This is a genomic window from bacterium, from assembly GCA_017744355.1.
In the GTDB taxonomy this organism is placed as follows: Bacteria; Cyanobacteriota; Sericytochromatia; order S15B-MN24; family UBA4093; genus JAGIBK01.
In genome coordinates, this window is record JAGIBK010000006.1 from 155,043 (window position 1) to 175,872 (window position 20,830).

The 20,830-nt window shown below is 65.1% G+C and carries 18 protein-coding genes; 16 read left to right on the forward strand and 2 right to left on the reverse strand.

Annotation, left to right across the window (positions count from 1 at the left end):
- Window positions 1–19: 19 nt before the first annotated feature.
- A complete protein-coding gene (locus J7643_15775) occupies window positions 20–2,152 on the reverse strand; it encodes a hypothetical protein (protein MBO9542045.1) in 2,133 nt (710 codons plus the stop codon).
- 227 nt (window positions 2,153–2,379) lie between these two features.
- Here J7643_15775 and J7643_15780 point away from each other — a divergent pair, with 227 nt between their 5' ends.
- From J7643_15780 to J7643_15805, 6 genes are all read left to right on the forward strand, one after another.
- On the forward strand, window positions 2,380–2,568 hold the full coding sequence (locus J7643_15780; GenBank protein MBO9542046.1) for a hypothetical protein: 189 nt from the start codon (window positions 2,380–2,382) through the stop codon (window positions 2,566–2,568).
- Between the two features lie 8 nt (window positions 2,569–2,576).
- Window positions 2,577–4,445 (forward strand): hypothetical protein, encoded by a 1,869-nt coding sequence (locus tag J7643_15785; GenBank protein ID MBO9542047.1) that lies wholly within the window; start codon window positions 2,577–2,579, stop codon window positions 4,443–4,445.
- Between the two features lie 80 nt (window positions 4,446–4,525).
- A complete protein-coding gene (locus J7643_15790) occupies window positions 4,526–5,509 on the forward strand; it encodes a glycosyltransferase family 2 protein (GenBank protein ID MBO9542048.1) in 984 nt (327 codons plus the stop codon).
- Window positions 5,493–6,467, forward strand: a complete 975-nt coding sequence (locus J7643_15795; protein MBO9542049.1) for a flippase-like domain-containing protein — start codon at window positions 5,493–5,495, stop codon at window positions 6,465–6,467. Before J7643_15790 ends, J7643_15795 begins: the two co-directional genes overlap by 17 nt.
- Window positions 6,464–7,819: an NAD(P)/FAD-dependent oxidoreductase gene (locus tag J7643_15800; protein ID MBO9542050.1), complete on the forward strand. Its 1,356-nt coding sequence runs from the start codon at window positions 6,464–6,466 to the stop codon at window positions 7,817–7,819. Before J7643_15795 ends, J7643_15800 begins: the two co-directional genes overlap by 4 nt.
- A gap of 19 nt (window positions 7,820–7,838) precedes the next feature.
- Window positions 7,839–8,783, forward strand: a complete 945-nt coding sequence (locus J7643_15805; protein ID MBO9542051.1) for a glycosyltransferase family 2 protein — start codon at window positions 7,839–7,841, stop codon at window positions 8,781–8,783.
- On the opposite strand, the gene J7643_15810 is transcribed toward J7643_15805, so the two are convergent.
- Window positions 8,780–9,181 carry a GtrA family protein gene (locus J7643_15810; GenBank protein ID MBO9542052.1) on the reverse strand — a complete coding sequence of 134 codons (402 nt, stop codon included), beginning with the start codon at window positions 9,179–9,181 and terminating at the stop codon, window positions 8,780–8,782. The two genes, J7643_15805 and J7643_15810, sit on opposite strands and share 4 nt — an antisense overlap.
- A 160-nt stretch (window positions 9,182–9,341) precedes the next feature.
- On the opposite strand from J7643_15810, the gene J7643_15815 reads away from it, so the two are divergent.
- The 10 genes from J7643_15815 to galE all read left to right on the forward strand — a co-directional run bounded on the left by J7643_15815 (window position 9,342) and on the right by galE (window position 20,830).
- Window positions 9,342–10,097: a glycosyltransferase family 2 protein gene (locus J7643_15815; protein ID MBO9542053.1), complete on the forward strand. Its 756-nt coding sequence runs from the start codon at window positions 9,342–9,344 to the stop codon at window positions 10,095–10,097.
- Between the two features lie 81 nt (window positions 10,098–10,178).
- The gene (locus tag J7643_15820) at window positions 10,179–11,246 is read left to right on the forward strand and encodes a glucose-1-phosphate thymidylyltransferase (protein ID MBO9542054.1); all 1,068 of its coding nucleotides are present in this window, start codon (window positions 10,179–10,181) and stop codon (window positions 11,244–11,246) included.
- Window positions 11,247–11,265: 19 nt separating this feature from the next.
- Window positions 11,266–12,273 (forward strand): dTDP-glucose 4,6-dehydratase, encoded by a 1,008-nt coding sequence (rfbB, locus tag J7643_15825; protein MBO9542055.1) that lies wholly within the window; start codon window positions 11,266–11,268, stop codon window positions 12,271–12,273.
- Window positions 12,274–12,291: 18 nt separating this feature from the next.
- Window positions 12,292–13,716, forward strand: a complete 1,425-nt coding sequence (locus J7643_15830) for a UDP-glucose/GDP-mannose dehydrogenase family protein (protein ID MBO9542056.1) — start codon at window positions 12,292–12,294, stop codon at window positions 13,714–13,716.
- 2 nt (window positions 13,717–13,718) lie between these two features.
- Complete coding sequence (locus J7643_15835; GenBank protein ID MBO9542057.1) at window positions 13,719–14,669, forward strand: SDR family oxidoreductase; 951 nt, start codon at window positions 13,719–13,721, stop codon at window positions 14,667–14,669.
- Window positions 14,670–14,835: 166 nt separating this feature from the next.
- Window positions 14,836–15,837, forward strand: coding sequence for a glycosyltransferase family 4 protein (locus J7643_15840; protein ID MBO9542058.1), 1,002 nt, complete (start codon window positions 14,836–14,838; stop codon window positions 15,835–15,837).
- Between the two features lie 64 nt (window positions 15,838–15,901).
- Window positions 15,902–17,035, forward strand: coding sequence for a glycosyltransferase (locus tag J7643_15845; GenBank protein ID MBO9542059.1), 1,134 nt, complete (start codon window positions 15,902–15,904; stop codon window positions 17,033–17,035).
- Window positions 17,028–18,557 carry an undecaprenyl-phosphate glucose phosphotransferase gene (locus tag J7643_15850; GenBank protein MBO9542060.1) on the forward strand — a complete coding sequence of 510 codons (1,530 nt, stop codon included), beginning with the start codon at window positions 17,028–17,030 and terminating at the stop codon, window positions 18,555–18,557. Before J7643_15845 ends, J7643_15850 begins: the two co-directional genes overlap by 8 nt.
- 15 nt (window positions 18,558–18,572) lie before the next feature.
- A complete protein-coding gene (locus tag J7643_15855) occupies window positions 18,573–19,862 on the forward strand; it encodes a DUF2029 domain-containing protein (protein ID MBO9542061.1) in 1,290 nt (429 codons plus the stop codon).
- Window positions 19,859–20,830 (forward strand): UDP-glucose 4-epimerase GalE, encoded by a 972-nt coding sequence (galE, locus tag J7643_15860; GenBank protein MBO9542062.1) that lies wholly within the window; start codon window positions 19,859–19,861, stop codon window positions 20,828–20,830. The genes J7643_15855 and galE overlap by 4 nt, the downstream gene beginning before the upstream one ends.

Below are 20,830 nucleotides of genomic sequence, written 5' to 3' on the forward strand. Positions count from 1 at the left end.
CCCCGAACCGGCTGACTTCTTAAAGCTTTTCGGCCACCAAGACCGTGATCCAGTTGCCCTTGAAGCCCGTGGACAGGCGATGGCGCGGCATTTGCGTCATGGCGTCACGGACGTAGCTCAACTGCTGCGGTCCCCCGACGAGGATGTAACGCGCATCGCTCTGCGTAAGCGCCCGTTCAAAAGCCTTCGCATCCCCCTGCTCGAGCGCAGCGCTCAGCGCATCTCGCCGACCTTCGACGTTCGTGGCCTTGGGGCCACCTTCGTGCCAAAGCAACTCGTGCGAGACCCACCCGAGCCACGTCGGGCGGCCCGAAAAGACAGACAAACGATTGGCCTCGGACCAAGAAGGACCGTGCAGTTCCAGCAAATCACCCGGAGGTTGCTTGCTTAACCAAGCCAGGACCTGCTGTTCCTCAGGGCTACGCGTCTCCAGGAAGGCCTGGCCATCCACGCCACGCCACCGACTATAGGCCCCATTCCAGGCTCCTGCGGCGATAAGAGGAAAGGTCAGCGCCAACGCCACGAGCGTTCCAAAGGACGCCTTCCAGACCCTGCGAGGGGCCCGCGGCCTGTCTGCAAACCAGCGCAGCACCTCCTTGAGCGCCAAGACGGAGCCAAGCGACAGCAGGGTCCAGACCGGCATGTAGAGCTTAAAGATGGTGTTCCCATGGTCGTGAATCGAGAAGAGGTCAGCGCCGACGGCGATCGCCAACGCCAGGGCGAGGCTCAGCAAGCCAAAGCGAATCTGCGGGCTTTTCTCGACCCACAAAAGACCCCCCAGGGTCACCAGCCCCAACGAGAGCAGCCCCAGCAATGGCGAGCGCAGGACGATGGCGATGAGGGCCGGGAGGAGCAGCATGAGCCCCCCACTCGCCCACCCAGGCAGGCCAAACAGCGTCAGGCGAGCCTTGTTGGCGCGCACACGCAGGATCAGCCAGGTGCCGGCGAGGAAAACAAAGAGGCCGAAATGTTGCAGCCAACTTCCGAGCGTGATCCGCGAATCGAGGATCAGCTGGATCCCCTTGGCGCCATGGGGCGCCACGAAGTGCTGAAAGAACGGGAAAAAAGCAGCCAAACCCGCCGCGCACGCCCCGAACACCAGCGCCCCCCGGAGACAAGCCCGTTTGATGGGGGCCGACGACCCAGCGGCACCGAGGCAAGCAGCGGTGAACAAGACGAAGGCGGCGATGGGCACTTCCCACGAGTTCATGGCGGCAAAGGAGCCCACCGTCAGGGCCATCAAGGCCCAGAAGATCCAGGTGACCCGTCCCACCAGCAAATTGAAGGCACCCGCCAGGTAGAGGAAGCTGAAGGGGATCGCGATGAGGTGAGGATGGAGATCGGCGAACAGGAACGTAAAACTCGGAAATTCGCTGATCGTGCTGCCCGGACTCGGGATGTTGTTGAACGTCAGCACACGCGTCGCGCCCATGCCGATGCGTTCCCAAGGGCCGGCCAACACCTCGCGCGCATTCTCGATCAAGCGGACACCGCCCGCCAAGTTGCCCAAGAAAAACTGGAAGCCGAGGCCTGCGGCAATCCACTTGAGCTTCAGATCCCCTTCAGCGGGACGTAGCCAGGCCAGCAAAATGGCGGCCATGCCGCTGGTGCTCAGGGCGAACAACAGAGCGAGCGCCAGATTGAAGGCCAGTCCCAGGGGCGTGCCCAAAGCCTTGGCGATCATCGCCACGAGGAAGTAGCCGAAATAGTAGTAGTTGACGGTTTCGCCGGCCAGCCAGAGATCCCGAGGCGGTACCTGGGAGTCATGCAGCAGGGCGCTCAGGAACATGGCGTCCGAGAGCTTTTCACCCCAGAGGATGTCGGGGTTGAACCCCCGGATGAACAAGTAGCCGACAAACGCCGCCAAGAACCAGCGCTCTTGCCGTAAGGCCAGGGCCTGACCAAGCTGCTCAAGCCCAATGCGATCGCGCCACAGCGTCCAGCCGGTCGCCGCCAAGGCCAGGGCAAGGGTGGTCACGAGAACGAGAGGCCGCTCGAACGGCACATGGCCAACAACAGCAGCAAGCCAGACAACCCACCCTACGAGGAGCAGACCGATGGTCTTGGAAAGGCCCCAGGCCAGCGCAGGGTGGTTCGGGAAAGCTCGGCGACTAAGGGGCAACGCGATCCAACCCACGACGTAGCTGAACAACAGCCACCCGAGCCCTGCTATAAGCCCTGGCATCACTACTCCTTCAGAGGTACTGCGACTGAAACAAAGACGAAACGGCTACTTGCCATCCGATGGTCGAATTTTAGCACACGATGACTTGAATAGCGCCTATCGAGCGTGCTCCAGCGTGAGCCTTTACTTGACTTCACGCGTCTAGGCATTAAGAATGAAGCGACTGACCGCTTCCTCTTCACTGTCGAGACCTCATGCTCAAGGATCACGAAAAGCCTCCCGCTGATCTCCCGCAAAACCGACGCTGGTCCAACCTCCTCTGGCAGGGGACAATCGTCCTGTCGATGGCCCTTTCGCTTGCCTGCTACGGCATCGGCCACAAAGGCACCCCCAGCGCGCATTCGGTCAAGATAGCCATCAAGCGCCTCATCGGCGACAGGTAGACCTCACGATGATTCAATGGTTTCTGAGCCTCGGGGTGGCTGGCGCCTTGGCCTATCGCTGGTCAGGAGCCCTCCGGGCACCTTTCGTCACCAAGCTGATCAGTCTGGCCTTCCTCTGGCTCGCCTTACCGCTTTGCGTGATGCAAGCGCTCGGCCTCGTCTCGCTCATCTCTCACCAACCCACGGTGACGCTGGGTTGGACTGCCGTGATCCTGGGACTGTTTTTGGCGATCGATCTGACGGCCTTCAGGCAGCGCCGGATCGAATGGACCTTGCCCAAGCTCGCGCTCGGTGAGCTGGGGTTCTGGGGCTGGGGCATCCTCGTCTTGACGGCTGCAATCCTGATTGGGGCGGTGAGCTACGGGCTGACGCACCCGCCCTTCGGCTGGGACAATCAGCACTACCATCTGCCTCGCGCCCTCAAGATCATGCAAACGCAGACGCTGACGGAATACTATCCGCCAGCGGACTATACCTTGCGCCATCTCGAAAACGCGCTCGGCTTCGCCACTTGCCACGCCTACCCGGGCAACTGGAGCCTGTACCTGTCGCTCCTCGCGGTGCCTCACCGAGAGTTCCTGTTCACGCTGGCCCAGTTCCCCTTCAGCTTACTGGGTGGCTTGATTGCCTATCGGCTGTCACGACGCCTGGGCGCCGATCGCGTACCGGCCTTGGCGGCCTTCGCCGTCGTGACCACCGCGCCGCTGACCCTGAGCCAAAGCGTGATTCCCTACTCGGACCTGTTCGTGGCAACGTTGCTGATGGGGAGCCTGCTCTTCCTCCTCGAGCGCCCGGCGGGGTGGGGCATGGTCGCGATGGCCGGCCTTTCCCTCGGGCTGTCGGTCGGCTCGAAGTCGACGAGCTTCATCTATGCCGTGTTGATCGGGGCGATCGCGCTGGGATGCCTGCTCGCACACACCTGGCGCTCACCGCGCAAGTCGATCGGTCAACTCGCGCTCTTTACGCTGATGACCTTGCTGCCTTCAGCCTTCTGGTTCGGTCAGAACTGGTACCTGTACGGCTCGCCGGTCCTTCCCTTCCAGCTCAAGGTGTTCGGGGTGGTGCTCTTCCCCGGGCTTGATTCCACGCTGTTCGGCGCGGCGCAGGAGTGGGCCTACGTCACGCATCGGTCGGAATGGTGGACCTACCCTTGGACCGAAAAGTTCAACATCGAAAGCGGATACGGTTGGCTGTGGGCGACCCTGCTGCCCGCCGCGCTGCTCGGGATGCTCAAGGGGCTCCGCGCTCAAACCATCCCGCAACGTGCGCTCGTGACGGCCGTCTCGTTCTTCACGCTGGGGACGCTCGTGTTCTGGTGGAAGCTCACGCACCATGAGCCGCGCTACATGATGCAGGTGATAGCGCTCGTCGGTGTGCTTGCTGCTTACGCGGTGAGCGGCCTTGCTCGGCCGGCAAGCGTCTTGGTATCTGCGCTCATGACACTGGCCTTGCTCGGAAACGGCGTGCTCGCCTGGGGCTATCTCAGCGATCGCCATGTGCCGGGTTACTCCCGGAACGCTTACATCGGCTCGATAAGCCAGACCCCCGGCGCAATCTTCGACGTCCTGGACGCCCAGCCACCTACCCGTGTCTTCAACGAGCGTCGTGTCGTTTCACCGGCCACGGTGGCCAACTACGGCCTGTACGGCTCCAAGTTCCAGCATGAGCTCATCGACGACCAGAACCTGGTGTCGACCGACGTCACCGCCTTTCATCGCAACCTGGTGGCCAACAAGGTCACCCTGTATTTCGTCATCGTGCCGCAGGGGGACGCCTACCTGTCAGCCTTCACGCCTGAAAAGGGGTTTGAAAAGCTGATCGCGACCGACCAGGGCGGCCTCACACAGGCCTTGTTCCGCGTTCGAGCGACGTTGTAGCCCTGGCTGTGCTATGATGCTGCCATCCCTTGCCCTCAAGCTTTAGGACAGATAGATTCAAGATGAGCGTTCAAGCCACCCTGCGCCCGGTTGTATCGGTCATTATCCCCATCTTCAACGAAGAGGAAATTATCGCCGAGTTGTACCGGCGCATGACGGTCGTCATGGAGGGCATGGCCGAGCCTTATGAGCTCGTGCTCGTCAACGACGGTAGCCGTGACACCTCCCTGCAGAAGATGCAGGAGCTGGCAGCCAAGGACCAGCGCCTCAAGATCGTCGATTTCTCCCGGAACTTCGGCCATCAGGTCGCCATCACCGCCGGCATGGACCACGCCTCGGGCGAGGCCATCGTGATCATCGACGCCGACCTGCAGGACCCGCCCGAGGTGATTCCCCGGCTGGTCGAAAGGTGGCGCGAGGGCTACGACGTCGTCTACGCCGTACGCGCCAAGCGTCACGGCGACACGTTCTTCAAGCGCGTCACCGCTGCGGGTTTCTATCGCATCCTGCATCGGATCACGTCGGTCGATATCCCGGTCGACACGGGCGACTTCCGCCTCATGAGCCGCCGGGCGGTCGATGCCCTCAAGCAGGTTCGCGAGCGTCACCGCTTCATCCGCGGCCTCGTCAGCTGGATCGGCTTCAAGCAGATCGGGGTCGAGTTCGTCCGCGAGGAGCGCTTCGCCGGGGAGACCAAGTACCCCCTCAAGAAGATGCTGAAGTTCGCCTTCGACGGCATCACCAGCTTCTCGTTCCTGCCTCTCCAGCTCGCCACCTACCTGGGCTTCTTCGCCTCGCTGCTGGCGTTCCTCGGCATCTTCGCGGTGGTGGGCCTGAAGCTCTTCACGTCCCTGCCCCTGCCCGGCTGGGCCTCCTTGATGGTCTGCACGCTGCTGCTGGGCGGCGTCCAGCTCATCACCCTGGGCATCATCGGGGAATACATCGGCCGCATCTACGATGAGGTCAAGCAGCGCCCCCTCTACTTCACCAAGGATCTGGTCAACTTCGAGCTGGCCGATCGAATCGCCCCCACAGAGACGAACCACCTTGAAACTTCTCGTTAGCCTTGCCATCAGCGCCCTCTTCCTGTATCTGACCCTGCGCGGGCTGGATCTCGGCGCCATCGGGCACTCCTTGAGCCTCGTGAACCTGTGGCTCTTGGTGCCCGCGATCCTGGTGCACCTGTCCTCGTTCTGGATTCGCAGCCTCCGCTGGAGCGCGATGCTCTCGCCGCTGAAGCCGCTGCGCCCCGCGGCGGTGTTCCCGGCCCTGGCCATCAGCTACCTGGCGAACAATACCCTCCCCATGCGGGCCGGCGAATTCGTCCGGGCCTATCTGCTCGGCAAGAACGAGAACATCAGCAAGACCGCCTCTTTCTCGACGATCCTGCTGGAGCGGATTTTCGACGGCTTGACGCTGCTGCTCTTCCTCGGGGTGGTCTCGCTGCTGGTGCCGCTTCCCGCCTGGGTCCAGCAGGTCGGCATCTTCGCCGGAAGCGCGTTCGTCGGCGTGACCCTCCTGATGATCGGCCTGGTCTTCTTCCGCGAGACGACCCTCTCGCTCGTTCGCTGGTGCCTGCGTCCGCTCCCCCAGAAGATTGCTGACAAGGTCGAAGGCCTTCTCGGGAGCTTCGTCTCGGGCCTGGACGTCCTCCAAGACGCCCGCGCCCTGCTCCAGGTGGCCGCATGGTCCCTGGTCATCTGGGGCCTCGAAGCCGCCGCCCTCGCCATCACCGCGCATGCCTGCGGCCTGACGCTGCCCATGCTGGGGGCGACCTTCGCCCTCGTCATCATCAACCTCGGGACCATGATCCCCTCCTCGCCGGGCTACGTCGGGACCTTCGAGTTCTTCTGCGTGAAGAGCCTCTCCCTCTTCCAGATCCTGGAAGCGCCCGCGATGGGCTTTGCGCTGGTGTTGCACGTGATCCAGTTCGTTCCCATCACCCTGGTGGGCCTGGCTTGCCTGGTGCGCCAGCCGGTTTCCCTGCGGGGCCTGACGACACAGAAAGGAAGCATCGGGTGAAGATCGCGATCATCGGAGCGGGGCTGACCGGCCTGTCTGCCGCCTATCAGCTTGCCGGCTCCGAACACGAGGTGGTCCTTTTCGAGAAGGCCCCCGAGGTCGGGGGTCTTGCGCGCGGCTTCTCGCTCGAAGGCGAGCCCCTCGAGCGCTACTACCACCACATCTTCACCCACGACAGCACCCTGCGCGACTACGCGCGGGAGCTGGGCGTCGAGGATGCGCTCGAATGGCTCCCCAGCCGGATGGGCACCTTCATCGAGGGCCGCACGCTGCCCTTCATGGGCCCCAAGGACCTGCTCACCTTCCCGCACATCAGCCTGTTCGAGCGCATCCGCTTCGGGCTCGCGACCCTCTACGCACGCCAGCTCAAGCGGTACGAACCCCTCGAGCAGGAAACCGCGGCCGAGTGGTTGCCCCGCGTCTTCGGAAAAGCCGGCTACCAGAAGATCTGGGAGCCCCTGCTGCGCAAGAAGTTCGAGGCCTTCACCCCGGAGGTGGCGGCCGTCTGGATGTGGGGCAAGATCGCCCTGCGCGGCTCGTCGCGTGAGAAGGGGAAGGAAAAGGAGCTGCTCGGCTACATGCGCGGCAGCTTCCAGAAGTTCCACGAGGCGCTCGCCGAGGCGTGCCGCGCCCGTGGGGTAGCCATCCACCTCAACGCCGACGTGCGCAAGCTGGAGCGGGAGCAGGGCCAGTGGACCCTCCAGGTCGGCGAGCGCCGCGAGACCGGCTTCGATCAAGTGCTCGTCACGCTCCCGCCCAAGCCCATGCGCGCGCTCGTGGGCCAGGCCCTCGACGCCGATGAACAGCGACGCCTGGAGGCCATGAAGTTCCAGGGCGCCATGGTCGCGGTCCTGAAGCTGGATCGGCGCCTCACCGACTTCTACTGGATCAACGTCAACGACTATCAGGTTCCCTTCGGCGGGCTGATCGAGCACACGAACCTCATCCCGAAGGAGCGCTACGGCGGCTATCACGTCGTCTACCTCTCGCGCTACGTCTCGTCCGAAGACCCGTTCTTCCAGGAGAGCGACGAGAGCGTGCTCCAGCGCTTCTACGCAGAACTCCCGAAGTTCAACCCCGCCTTCTCGCCGGAGTGGGTGAAGGAGTCCTGGCTCTTCCGCGACGCCTACGCCCAGCCCGTCATCCCGTGCAACTACCGCGAGCAGATGCCCCCGATGGTGACGTCCGCGGAGGGGCTGTTCTTGGCCAACATGAACCACATCTATCCCGAAGATCGCGGCATGAACTACGCGCTCGCCCTCGGCAAGCAAGCGAGCCAGGCCATGCTGCAGCGGCGCACCGAGCAGCGCGTGATCAAGCCTGAGCTGACCGGGGCCGAACAAGCGCGCTAAGCCCAGAAAGGCCTTCGCCGTGCTCATTTCGATCGTCGTTCCCATCTACAACGAGGAAGCGATCATCCTCGAGCTGCACCGCCGGCTCACGGCCGTGATGCAGGGCATGCCGGACGATTACGAGCTGGTGTTCGTCAACGATGGAAGCCGCGATGGCTCGCGGCAGCTGCTGAAGGGGGTCGTGAGCAGCGACCCCCGTTCGCGCTTGATCGACCTTTCCCGGAACTTCGGCCACCAGATCGCCATCACGGCCGGTCTCGACCACGCCCGCGGCGATGCCGTCGTCATCATCGACGCCGACCTGCAGGATCCGCCCGAGGTGATCCCCCGCCTGGTCGAGAAGTGGCGCGAGGGCTTCGACGTCGTCTACGCCGTGCGGGCCAAGCGCCAGGGCGAGAGCTTGTTCAAGCGCGTCACGGCGGCAGGCTTCTACCGGCTCATCGCGCGCATCACCAACGTGGAGATCCCGATCGACACCGGCGATTTCCGCCTCATGAACCGCCGGGCCGTCGAGAGCCTCAAGCGCGTGCGCGAGAAGAATCGTTTCGTGCGGGGGCTCGTCGCCTGGATTGGCTTCAGGCAGGTCGGGGTCGAGTTCGTCCGCGAGGAGCGCTTCGCCGGGGAGACCAAGTACCCCCTCAAGAAGATGCTGAAGTTCGCCTTCGACGGCATCACCAGCTTCTCGTTCCTCCCCCTCCAGCTCGCCACCTACCTGGGCTTCCTGGTCTCGGGCGTCAGCTTCCTCGGCATCCTTTACGTGATCTACCTGCGCGTCTTCGCCCATGCGACCATCGTCGGCTGGGCCTCGCTCATGGCGGTGCTGCTCTTCCTCGGGGGGGTGCAGCTCATCACCATCGGCATCATCGGCGAGTACATCGGCCGTATCTACGAAGAGGTCAGAGGCCGTCCCCTCTACCTCACCCAGGAGGTCCTGGGGTTCGACGAAAGGGACGAAGGGGCTTAAGGCTTGATGGGGCGGGTCCGGAAGACCAGCTTCTCGTACAGGAAGTAATTGACCACTGCCCCCAGGGCGATCCCGAGCGAAGCGTTGAACAGGTAGTGCATCCCCGCCCGACGCAGCACGGTGAAAAGCACCAGCCGTCCTAACGATGTGACGAAGGCGGCCCCGTGGAAGCGGATCAATTGCGGCCAGATCGCCCCCTCGCGTTCGGCCCCCTTCCAGACCCAGAAGCGGCACAGGGCGAACTGGAAGAGGATGCTCAGCTCCAGCGCGACCAAGTAGGCCGCGTCCTCTCGCCATCCCCCGCGCAAGCCGCACCAGCCGATCAAGACGTGCAAGAGCGCGAGATTGAAGACGGCCGAAGTGCCCCCCGACGCGATGAAGCGGGCAATCTTGGCCAACAAGGGGCTCTTCGAAATTATCGAGCGCTCGCTTGATTCGATCATGCTCCAGTCTAGCGTGCGGCCCGATCTCTCGACAAGGCGCAAATCGGGACGGCATACCCATGATGAAGGGGATACCTTATAATAAGACGAGTTTGCCAGCTCAAAGAGGAACCCCATGCGCCTTTCCGTCGTTATCCCCGTCTACAACGAAATGAGAACGCTCGCCGAGATCCTACGACGGGTCGAAGCGGTCCCCATCGCCAAGGAAATCATCCTGGTCGACGACGGATCCAAAGACGGCTCGCGCGATTTCCTCGACACGCTGCGGGGCAAGCCTGGTTACGTCATCGTCTTCCAGCCCCAGAACATGGGCAAGGGCGCGGCCCTACGCGAGGGCTTCCGCCACGCGACCGGTGATGCGGTCATCGTGCAGGACGCGGACCTCGAGTACGACCCGGCCGAGTACCCCGTCCTCATGCAGCCCATCCTCGAGAACAAGGCCGACGTGGTCTACGGCTCGCGCTTCGCGGGCGGCCCTCACCGGGTGCTCTACTACTGGCACTCGGTGGGTAACAAGTGCCTGACCATGGTCTCCAACATGCTCACGAACATCAACCTCACGGACATGGAGACCTGCTACAAGCTCTTCCGACGCGAGGTGATCCAGAGCATGCCGCTCGAATCCAACCGCTTCGGCTTCGAGCCAGAAATTACCGTCAAGATCGCCAAGGCTGGGTACCGTATTTTCGAGGTCCCCATCAGCTACAATGGTCGCACCTACGAGGAAGGCAAGCATATCGGCCTCAAGGACGCCTTCGAGGCCATGTGGGTGTTGCTCAAGTACCGCTTTCTCGACCGCACCCCCATCCGCAAGGTTGAACTGAGTGCCATCGTTCCGGCCAACCGGCCTGAAACCCTTGAACGGCGCTAAATTCGGGATTCCGGGTAAGGTGAGTCATCCGTTCCCGTCACACCGGGCGGCTCCCCAAGCCGATCAACAGAGGGAAGTCGAATGAAAGGTTTGATCTTGAGCGGCGGCAAGGGCACGCGCCTGCGCCCTATCACCCACACGGCGGCCAAGCAACTGGTGCCGGTGGCCAACAAACCCATTCTCTTCTACGCCATCGAGGCCATGAAAGCGGCCAAGATCGAGGACATCGGGATCATCATCGGTGAGACCGGAGCCGAGGTCCGTGCGGCGGTGGGCGACGGCTCCCGCTGGGGCGTCAAGATCACCTACATCCCCCAGGAAGCCCCCCTGGGCCTCGCGCACGCCGTCAAGATCTCCGAGGAGTTCATGGCGGGCGAGCCTTTCGTCATGTACCTGGGCGACAACCTCATCCGCGGCGGCATCACGAGCTTCGTCGACGAGTTCAAGACCAAGCGGCCCGACGCCCAGATCCTGCTCGCCAAGGTGCCCAACCCCAACCAGTTCGGCGTGGCCGTGCTCAACGAGCACGGGGCGGTGATCAGCCTCGAAGAGAAGCCCAAGGTTCCCAAGACCGACCTCGCGCTCGTGGGCGTCTACCTCTTCTCGCCCAAGATCTTCCCGGCGGTCAACGCCATCCAGCCCTCGGCCCGCGGCGAGCTCGAGATCACCGACGCCATCCAGTACCTGATCGACCACGACATGCAGGTGCTGCCCCACGTGATCTCGGGCTGGTGGAAGGACACGGGCAAGCTGCTGGACATGCTCGAGGCCAACCGCATCATGCTCGACGACCTCAAGTCCGACGTGCAGGGCGAGCTGGTAGGCAACTGCCAGATCCAGGGCCGTGTCGTGATCGCCCCAGGCGCCCGCCTCGAGAACTGCGTGGTGCGCGGGCCCGCCATCATCGGCGAAGGCTGCAGGCTCACCAACACCTTCGTGGGCCCCTACACCTCCATCGACGAGAACGTGACCATCACCAACGCCGAGATCGAGCACTCCATCATCCTCTCGGGCAGCTCGATCCTCGACATCAACGGCCGGATCGTCGACTCCCTGCTCGGCAAGAACGTCGAGGTCACCCGCGGCGAGCTCAAGCCCAAGGCCTATCGCCTGATGGTCGGCGACAACAGCCAGTTCAGCATCGTCTAAGGGAAGGAAGAGACCTCGCATGAAGATCCTCCTCACCGGCGGCGCTGGCTTCATCGGAAGCAACCTGGTCCGCCACCTGCTGACCGCGCACCCGACCTATTCCATCGTCAACCTGGACGCGCTGACCTACGCGGGCTGCCTCGAAAGCCTCGCGGACGTCAGCGCCGACCCGCGCTACACCTTCGTCCACGGCGACATCTGCGACGCGGCCCTCGTGGACGAGGTCATGCAGGGGGTGGATGCGGTCATGCACCTGGCCGCCGAGTCCCACGTGGACCGCTCGATCACCGAGCCGGCCGCCTTCGTGCGCACCAATGTGCTGGGCACCCAGGTCCTCCTGGATGCCGCCAAGCGCCATCATGTCGAGCGCTTCCTGCACGTCAGCACCGACGAGGTCTACGGCAGCCTGGGGCCCACCGGCCTCTTCACCGAAGAGACGCCTTACGCCCCCAACAGCCCCTATTCGGCCTCCAAGGCAGGCTCGGACCTGCTCGCGCGCGCCTACCACGAGACCTTCGGCTTCCCGGTCCTCATCACCCACTGCTCCAACAACTACGGCCCGTACCACTTCCCCGAGAAGCTCATCCCGCTCTTCATCACGAACCTGATGGACGACCAGCCGGTGCCGGTGTACGGGGACGGCCTCAACGTGCGCGACTGGCTGCACGTCGAGGACCACTGCCGCGCGCTCGACCGCGTCCTGCACGCGGGGACGCCCGGCCAGGTCTACAACATCGGCGGCCACAACGAGAAGACCAACATGGCGATCACCCGCGAGATTCTCGAGCGGCTGGGCAAGCCCGAAAGCCTGATCCGCTACGTCCAGGACCGCCCCGGCCACGACAAGCGCTACGCGATCGATGCATCCAAAATCGAGCGCGAGCTGGGCTGGGTGCCCTCGTACACCTTCGAGACGGGCATCGACCAGACCATCGCCTGGTATCTGGCCAACGAGGCGTGGTGGCGCCCCCTCAAGCAGCGGGGCCTGGATGCGGCCCGGACCAAAGCCAACCAGATCGTTCAATAAGGACCACAAGGAGAAGGCATGCAAGTTTGCGTCATCGGCACCGGCTACGTCGGCCTCGTCACGGGCACCTGCCTCTCGTACCTGGGGCACGACGTGGTGTGCGTCGACAACAACCCTGCCAAGATCGACCAACTGCGCGCCGGCCAGTCCCCCATCTACGAGCCCGGCCTCTCGGAGCTGCTCACCCACTGCATCAAGCAAGGCGGCGCCCAGAAGGGCAGCCTGCGCTTCAGCATGTCGATCGAGGAGGGGGTCCGCCCGGCGGACGTCGTCTTCATCGCCGTGGGCACCCCCCCACAGCCTTCCGGCGAGCCCGACCTCCAGTACGTGGAGACAGTGGCGCGCGCCATCGGCGCCGCGCTCGACACCGGCAAGCCGCGAGTCATCGTGAACAAGAGCACGGTGCCCATCGGCTCGGGCAACTGGGTCGAGATGCTGGTGCGCGAGGGGATTCACTCCCTGCAGCCCGCCGGCCAGCACGGGACCGGCAGCCTTGGCTTCGGGCAGGAGGCCGGACCGGTGTTCATGGTGGCCTCCAACCCCGAGTTTTTGCGCGAGGGCTCGGCCATCGGCGACACCCTGTACCCGGACCGCATCGTGGTCGGGGCCCATGAGCCCGAGGCCCTCTCCATCCTGCGCCAGCTCTACGCGCCCATCCTCGAGCAGACCTTCAAGGCCCCGAGCGTGGCCGTTCGGCCCGAGGGCTTCGGTGCGGTGCCGCTCGTGACCACCGACCTCCAGTCGGCCGAGATGATCAAGTACGCGGCCAACGCCTTCTTGGCCACCAAGATCTCGTTTGCCAACGAGATCGCGAACCTCTGCGAGAAGGTCGGCGCCGACGTGGTCGAGGTGGCCCGCGGCATCGGCCTCGACGCCCGTATCGGCCAGCGCTTCCTCAACGCCGGCGCCGGCTGGGGCGGCTCGTGCTTCGGCAAGGACGTCTCGGCCCTGGTCTCGATCGCCCGGGAGTACGGCTACGAGCCGCAGATGCTCAAGGCGACCATCGAGGTCAACCAGGCCCAGCGCCAGCGCATCGTCCAAAAGCTGCAGGACCAGCTCAAGATCGTCAAGGGCAAGACCATCGGCCTCCTGGGCCTCGCCTTCAAGCCCAACACCGACGACCTGCGCGACGCCCCGGCCCTCGACATCGCCCAGACCCTGCTCAAGATGGGCGCGCGCATCAAGGGCTACGATCCCATCGCCATGGAGGCGTGCAAACGCCAGCATCCCGAGCTGGAGCTGGTCTATGCGGCCGATCCGACGGACCTGGCCTGGGGGTGCGATGCCATCGTCGTGGTGACCGAGTGGGACGAGTTCAAGCGGCTGGATCTGGCGCAGCTCAAGGCGGTCATGCGCTCCAACGTGCTGGTGGATGCCCGCAATATCTACGACCCAGCGACGGCCGAGCACGACGGCTTCGTCTACGTCGGCGTGGGGAGGTAAGCATGCGCATCGTCGTCACGGGCGGGGCGGGGTTCATCGGGTCGCACCTCTGCGATCGCCTCGTTTCCGAGGGACACCGGGTGGTCGTGGTGGACAACCTCGTCACCGGCTCCCTCGCCAACATCCAGCACCTCCAGAGCAGTACCCTCTTCGAGTTCATCCACCACGACGTGAGCAACCACATCCACGTGCAGGGCGCGGTGGACTGGGTGCTGCACCTGGCGAGCCCCGCAAGCCCGATCGATTACCTGGAGCTGCCGATCCAGACCCTCAAGGTGGGCTCGCTCGGCACCCACAACGCCCTGGGGCTCGCGAAGGCCAAGGGGGCGAAGTTCCTCTTGACCTCGACCTCCGAGGTCTACGGCGATCCCCTGGTCCACCCGCAGCCCGAGAGCTACTGGGGCAACGTGAACCCCATCGGCCCGCGCGGGGTGTACGACGAGGCCAAGCGCTTCGCCGAGGCCATCACCATGGCCTACCACCGTACCCACGGCGTGGACACGCGCATCGTTCGCATCTTCAACACCTACGGCCCGCGCAACCGGCCCGATGACGGGCGGGTCGTGCCCTCCTTCATCAACCAGGCACTGCGTGGCGAGCCCCTGACCGTCTTCGGCGAGGGGCAGCAGACCCGCAGCTTCCAGTACGTGTCGGATCTGGTCGAGGGGATCCGTCGCCTGATGGCGTCGGGAGTGACCGAGCCGGTGAACATCGGCAACCCGGTCGAGTTCACGATCCTCGACTTCGCCAAGCGAGTCATCGAGATGACCGGCAGCAAGAGCGAGATCAGCTATCGGCCGCTGCCCCAGGACGACCCCAAGACGCGCCGCCCGGACATCTCGCGGGCCAAGGCGGTGCTCGACTGGGAGCCCAAGGTCATGCTCGAAGAAGGCCTCGTGAAGACGATCGCGTACTACCAAGAGCTGCTGGATCGCCAAGCCTCGCTCGCCTAGCCTCGCCCTGAGATCCCACTCCCGCCCCGGCGGGGAGTATCGCCTGGAGACCTTTCCCATTCGCATCGGCTTCGACGCACGGCTCATCGAAAACAGCGGTATCGGGCGCTACATCCAGTGCCTGCTGCCACGGCTCGCCGCCCCTCAGCGCGAGGTCATCGCCTGGATGCTGCCTCATCAAGTGGCGGATCCGCGGTGGGACTTTCCTGGCGTCGAACGCCGCTCGCTCGATGCCAGGCCCCTGTCGCCTCAAGAGCAACTGAAGGTCGTCGGGGCCGTCAAGGACGCCGGGCTCGACCTGCTGCACGTTCCGCACCTGAACGCGCCCCTCTTGAGTCGCGTGTCCCTGGTCGCCACCATCCACGACTTGATCCCCTTCCACTACCCTGAGGCGATCGCCGCCCGCTTCGGCGGCGCCTACTTCCACGCCATGGCGCGCCTGGTGCCGCGCCTCGCGCGACGCGTCCTGACCGTCTCCGAGCACACCCGCCAGGACCTCATCACCCTGGCAGGCGCCAGGCCCGAGAAGGTCGAGACCATCCCGCTCGGCGTGGAGACGCGCTTCGCCGAGGCGGTTGCACCGGACGCGCGGCGCCGGGTGCGCGATCGCTACCAGCTCAGTGGCCGCTACCTGCTGTATGCCGGCCAATGGAAGGGCTACAAGAACGTCGACTTGCTGCTTGCCGTCATGGAGCAGCTGGACCCCGCTCGCTTCGGCGACGTGAAGCTGGTCCTGGTCGGCAAGGAGGATCCGCGCGTGCCCATGCGCGAGCGGCTCGCGGCGCGCAACCTCTCGGACCGGGTCGTGCTGACGGGCTTCGTCGCCGACGACGCGGACCTCGCCGCCCTGTACCAGGAGGCCACGGCCTTCGTCTTCCCCTCGCGCTACGAGGGCTTCGGGCTGCCGCCCCTGGAGGCCATGGCGGCCGGCGTCCCCGTGATTGCGAGCGATCGCGCCTCTATCCCCGAGGTGGTGGGGCCTGCCGGGCTGCTCTTGAGCCCTGATCGTGTGCTAGAATGGCAACGAGCAATCGAGTCTCTGTGCGAGGATCAGGGCCGTCGCGAGGCCCTTGCGGCCCTGGGCCGCGAGCGGGCGCACACCTTCCAGTGGGACGTGACAGCGGCCAGGACGGTCGAAGCGTACCACCAGGCCCTCACGACGTCCTGAGGAACTCGATCGAATCCCCAAGCTAACCCGCCCCACCGGGGGCGGCGCTCGAGAGGCACGGTCATTGAAGGTCGCCCTGGTTCATGAATGGCTCACCACCCTCGGTGGCTCCGAGCGCGTGGTCTGGGCCTTCCACCGCATGTTCCCGGACGCCCCCGTGTTCACGACCGTCCACCGCCGGGACCTGCTGCCGGCCGAGTTCGGTGAACTCGACGTGCGGCCGTCCTTCCTGCAACGCTTGCCCGGTGGCACCAAGCACTACCAGAAGCTCCTGCCCCTGATGCCGCTCGCCTTCGAGCAATTTGACCTGACCGGCTACGACCTGGTGCTGTCGAGCGCTCACGCCTGCGCCAAGGGCGTCGTGACCCGCCCCGAAACGGTCCACGTCAGCTACACCCACACCCCCATGCGCTACGCCTGGGACCTGTACCACTCGTATCAGGCCACGGTCAACCCGCTGCTGCGCCCCGTCTCCGCCGCCCTGCTCAGCTACCTGCGCCAGTGGGACGTGCTCGCCGCCAATCGCGTCGATCGCTTCGTCGCCAACTCTCGCGAGGTCGCGCGCCGCATCCAGAAGCACTACCGCCGACCCGCCGAGGTGGTGCCGCCCCCCATCGACGTGGAGCGCTTCCAGCCCGCCCCCGCCTCGCAGATCGGCGATCACCTCCTGGTGCTCTCGCGCCTGGTCCCCTACAAGCGCGTCGACCTCGCCGTGCAGGCCGCGAACCTCACCGGCATGCCCCTCAAGATCATCGGTGACGGCCCCCTCTACGCCGAGCTCAAGGCCATGGCCAGGCCCAACGTGCAGTTCCTCGGCCACCTGAACGACGCGGAGGTCGCCGGCGAGATGGCCCGCTGCCGCGCGCTGGTCTTCGGCGCCTTCGAGGACTTCGGCATCGTCCCGCTCGAAGCCCAGGCCGCCGGCCGACCGGTCGTCGCCTTTGGCGCGGGCGGCGCGCTCGAGACCGTCATCGACGGCGTCACGGGCGCCTTCTTCCCCGAGCAGCGCGCCGAGAGCCTCGTCCAGGCCCTCAAGCGCCTGGATCGGATCGACTTCGAGCCCGCGGCGATCCGGCGCCACGCCGAGAGCTTCGCCTTCGAGGCCTTTGCCGCGCGCATGCGCGGCGTCATCGACCAAGCCATCGCCGAGCGCCGAGATGGTGTCTTCGAGGGAGTCAGCGAGGCCGTGCATGGCTAAAGACGCGCTCGAAGCGCATTCCCCCCTATCGCCGAGCACCATGGCGCCCGACTGGCGCGAGTGGCTCAAGCGCAACATCATGTACGCCGGGCTGCCCTTCGTGGTCCTGGCGGACTGGGCGCTCATCAACGGCGTCTTCGCCCTGGTCTACGCCATGCGCTTCGAGTGGCACGTCCTCGCCTCGGTCGAGCATGGGCCGCCCTGGAGCCCCTACTGGCATGCGACCATCCTCATCGCGACGGTCTGGGTCATGGTGCTCGCCGCCACGGGCCTGTACCGCTACCAGCGCGCCGCCTCCAAGTTCGAGGACCTTGTCATCCTGGGCTTCGGACTGAGCCTCGGCACCCTGCTCGCCATGGGCCTCGGCTTCTTCTACCGCGACTTCTCCTACTCGCGCCTGGTGCTGGTCTACAGCGTGGTGTTCGGCTACGTGGCCCTCGCTGCCTTCCACCTGGGACTGCGCACCCTCCAGGAATGGTTGCAAGCCAAGGGCTGGGGAAGCCTCAGCACCCTGATCGTAGGCTGCAACCCCCTCGGCGAGATGATGGCCGCGCGCTTCAAGGACGCCCCGCACCTGGGCCATCGCCTGGTGGGCTTCGTGCCCGCGCCCGGCGAGTGGATGGAAGGCGAGCGCTGGCTGTGCGCGGTGCGCACCGGCGAGCTGCGCGAGACCCACGTCAAGACCTACGGCCAGGTCCTGGGCGAAGTCGAGGACCTCTCCGCCGTCATCGAGCAGCACCGGATCGACGAGGTGATCCTGGCCCGGCCGGGGGCGACCTTCAGCGAGTTCGTCGAGCTGATGGGCGGGGTGGCCTCGCGCCGCCACGTGCAGTTCCGCATCGTGCCCGACCTGCTCGAGCTGATGACCGCCAAGATCCAGATCTCGGACCTGGACGGCATCCCGACCCTCGAGATCTGGGACGTGCCCCTGCGCAAGTGGCACAATCGCTTCTTCAAGCGCCTGATGGACATCGCACTGTCGGCCATCGGCCTGATGCTGGCCATGCCCATCCTGCTCGTCACCGCCCTCTTGGTGAAGCTGACGAGCCCCGGCCCCATCTTCTACAAGCAGGAGCGCATGGGCCGGGACGGTCGCTTGTTCAACATCTACAAGTTCCGCACCATGCGCATCGACGCCGAGGATGCGAGCGGTCCGGTCTGGGCCAAGGCCGGCGACAACCGCGCGACCCCCATCGGGGCCGTGCTGCGCCGCTTCAGCCTGGACGAGCTACCCCAGATCTGGAACGTGCTCGCGGGTGACATGAGCCTGGTGGGCCCGCGCCCCGAGCGCCCCTTCTTCATCGACCAGTTCAAGACCTACATCCCCAAGTACATGGACCGCCACCTGGTGCGTAGCGGCCTGACGGGCTGGGCCCAGGTGAACGGCCTGCGCGGCGAGGAAGGCACCATCGAGGAGCGCACCCGCTACGACATCTACTACGTGGAGAACTGGTCGCTGCTCTTCGACCTGCGGATCATCGTGAAGACGGCGTTGGAAGTCCTGTTCTACAAGGCTTACTAGCCTAGGCCCCGCCCGGTGCGCCGTTCTCTGCCCTGGCTGTTCTTCTACGCGGCGCTCCTGCGCGTCGCGATCGCCCTGATCCCCGGCGGGCAACCCTTCGACCAGGCCTGCTTCAAGGCCTGGGGCGTGGCCATGGTCCTGAACGGCCCTGCGGGCTTCTACGAGGGAAGCAAGGCCTTCTTCGCCTGCGACTACCCGCCCCTCTACATGGCCTGGCTCGGGGGCTGGTCCTGGCTCTACACCCGCTTCGACGTCACCCCGCTCGCCTTGACCGCCTTCGCGTCGTTCATGCCGGTCACGGCCTTCAACGCCCTGCTCAAGGCGCTGGTGGGGTTGCTCGATCTGCTCAACGGCTTTCTGGTCTATCGCATCCTCGCGCCGCACCTCGGGCCCGAGAAAGCGAAGGGCGCGGCGATCCTCGCCCTCTTCAACCCGCTCTTCCTCTACGACGCCGTCTACTGGGGCCAGATCGACACGCTGCTGTTGACCTTCATGCTGGGCATCCTCTGGGCCCTGACCCAGGGCTGGCTCGTCCGCGCCGGGGTCCTCGCCGCCCTGTCCCTGATGCTCAAGCCCCAGGCCCTCTTCCTCGCGCCGTTTTTTCTCGCCGCTCAGTGGTTCCGCCACCATCCCGGCCGCTGGCTCCTGACCCTCGCCGCCGGGACGATGGCCGTGTTCGTCGCCATTCGCCCCTTCTGGCCGCACGGGGCCCCGCTCGATTCGTTCATGGCCCTTTATTCGCGCATGACGACCACCGCGCAGAGCTACCCCTACGGCGCCTTCAACGCCTTCAACTTGCACGGCCTCTTCGGCCAGCTCAGGCCGGACGACGCGACCTTCCTGGGCCTGAGCCAGCGCGTCTGGGGCCTCGTCCTGCTCGGCCTCGTCCAGCTCGCGATCGCCGTGGTGCTCTTCAAGCGGCGCGACCCCGCCACGTTCTGGCTCGGGGCCGCCACCAGCGTGCTCGCCTTCTTCATGTTCGCCACGCGCATGCACGAGCGCTACGGCATCGTCGCCCTCGGCATCCTCACCCTCGCCTACGCCTACCGGCCGCGCCTCAAGCGCCTCTACTGGACGCTGTGCGTCGTCACGATCGTCAACCTGGTCTACGCCCAGGACCCCAACGTCGCTCGCCTGTTAAACACCGTCTGGCTCGATCGTATCTTGAGCCTGGTGAGCGTCGTCGCCTTCGCCATGCTCATCCGGGAGCTGGTACGGCTTGCTCCCCCGAGCATCCCCTCGCTACACTTGGAAGAACCAATCCCTCTCCGAAAGGACCCTTCATGCCAGCAACAAACGACATGATCCTGGTGGTCGGCGGCGCCGGTTACATCGGCTCCCATTGCGTCAAAGAGCTCAACCGCCAGGGTTACAACACCGTCACCTTCGATAACCTGGTCTACGGTCACCGCGACGCGGTGAAGTGGGGGGCCTTCGAAGAAGGCGACATGAGCGACACCGAGCGCCTGCGCGAGGTCTTCCGTAAATACAAGATCGCGGGCGTCATGCACTTCGCCGCCTACGCCTACGTGGGCGAGAGCGTCACCGACCCCGAGAAGTACTACTTCAACAACGTCGCGGCCACCCTCAACCTCCTCAAGGTGATGCGCGAGTTCGGCGTCGACAAGTTCATCTTCAGCTCCACCTGCGCCACCTACGGGGTGCCGACCCAGATTCCCATCCCCGAGACCCACGGCCAGGCCCCCATCAACCCCTACGGCGCCTCCAAGCTCATGGTCGAGCGGGTGCTCGCCGATTACGGCCGCGCCTACGACCTCAAGAGCATCTGCTTCCGCTACTTCAACGCGGCGGGTGCCGATCCCGAAGGGGACATCGGCGAGCGCCACGATCCCGAGACCCACCTGATTCCCCTGGTGCTGCGCGCGGCCATGGGCGGCACCCCGCTCAAGGTCTTCGGCGACGATTACCCCACCCCGGACGGCACCTGCATCCGGGACTACATCCACGTCATCGACCTGGCGCGCGCCCACATCCTGGGTCTGGAGCGCCTGCTTTCGGGCGGCGAGAGCTCCATCTACAACCTGGGCAACGGCAGCGGCTACTCGGTCAAGGAAGTCATCGAGACCTCCGAGCGCCTGACGGGCCGCAAGGTGCCCTTCGAGTTCGCCCCGCGCCGCGAAGGGGATCCCCCCCAGCTGATCGGATCGGCAGAGAAGGCCATCACCGAGCTGGGCTGGAAGCCCGAGTTCGCCAAGCTCGACCAGATCATCGAGACGGCCTGGACCTGGCATCGCAAGGAAGTGGGGGTGTAG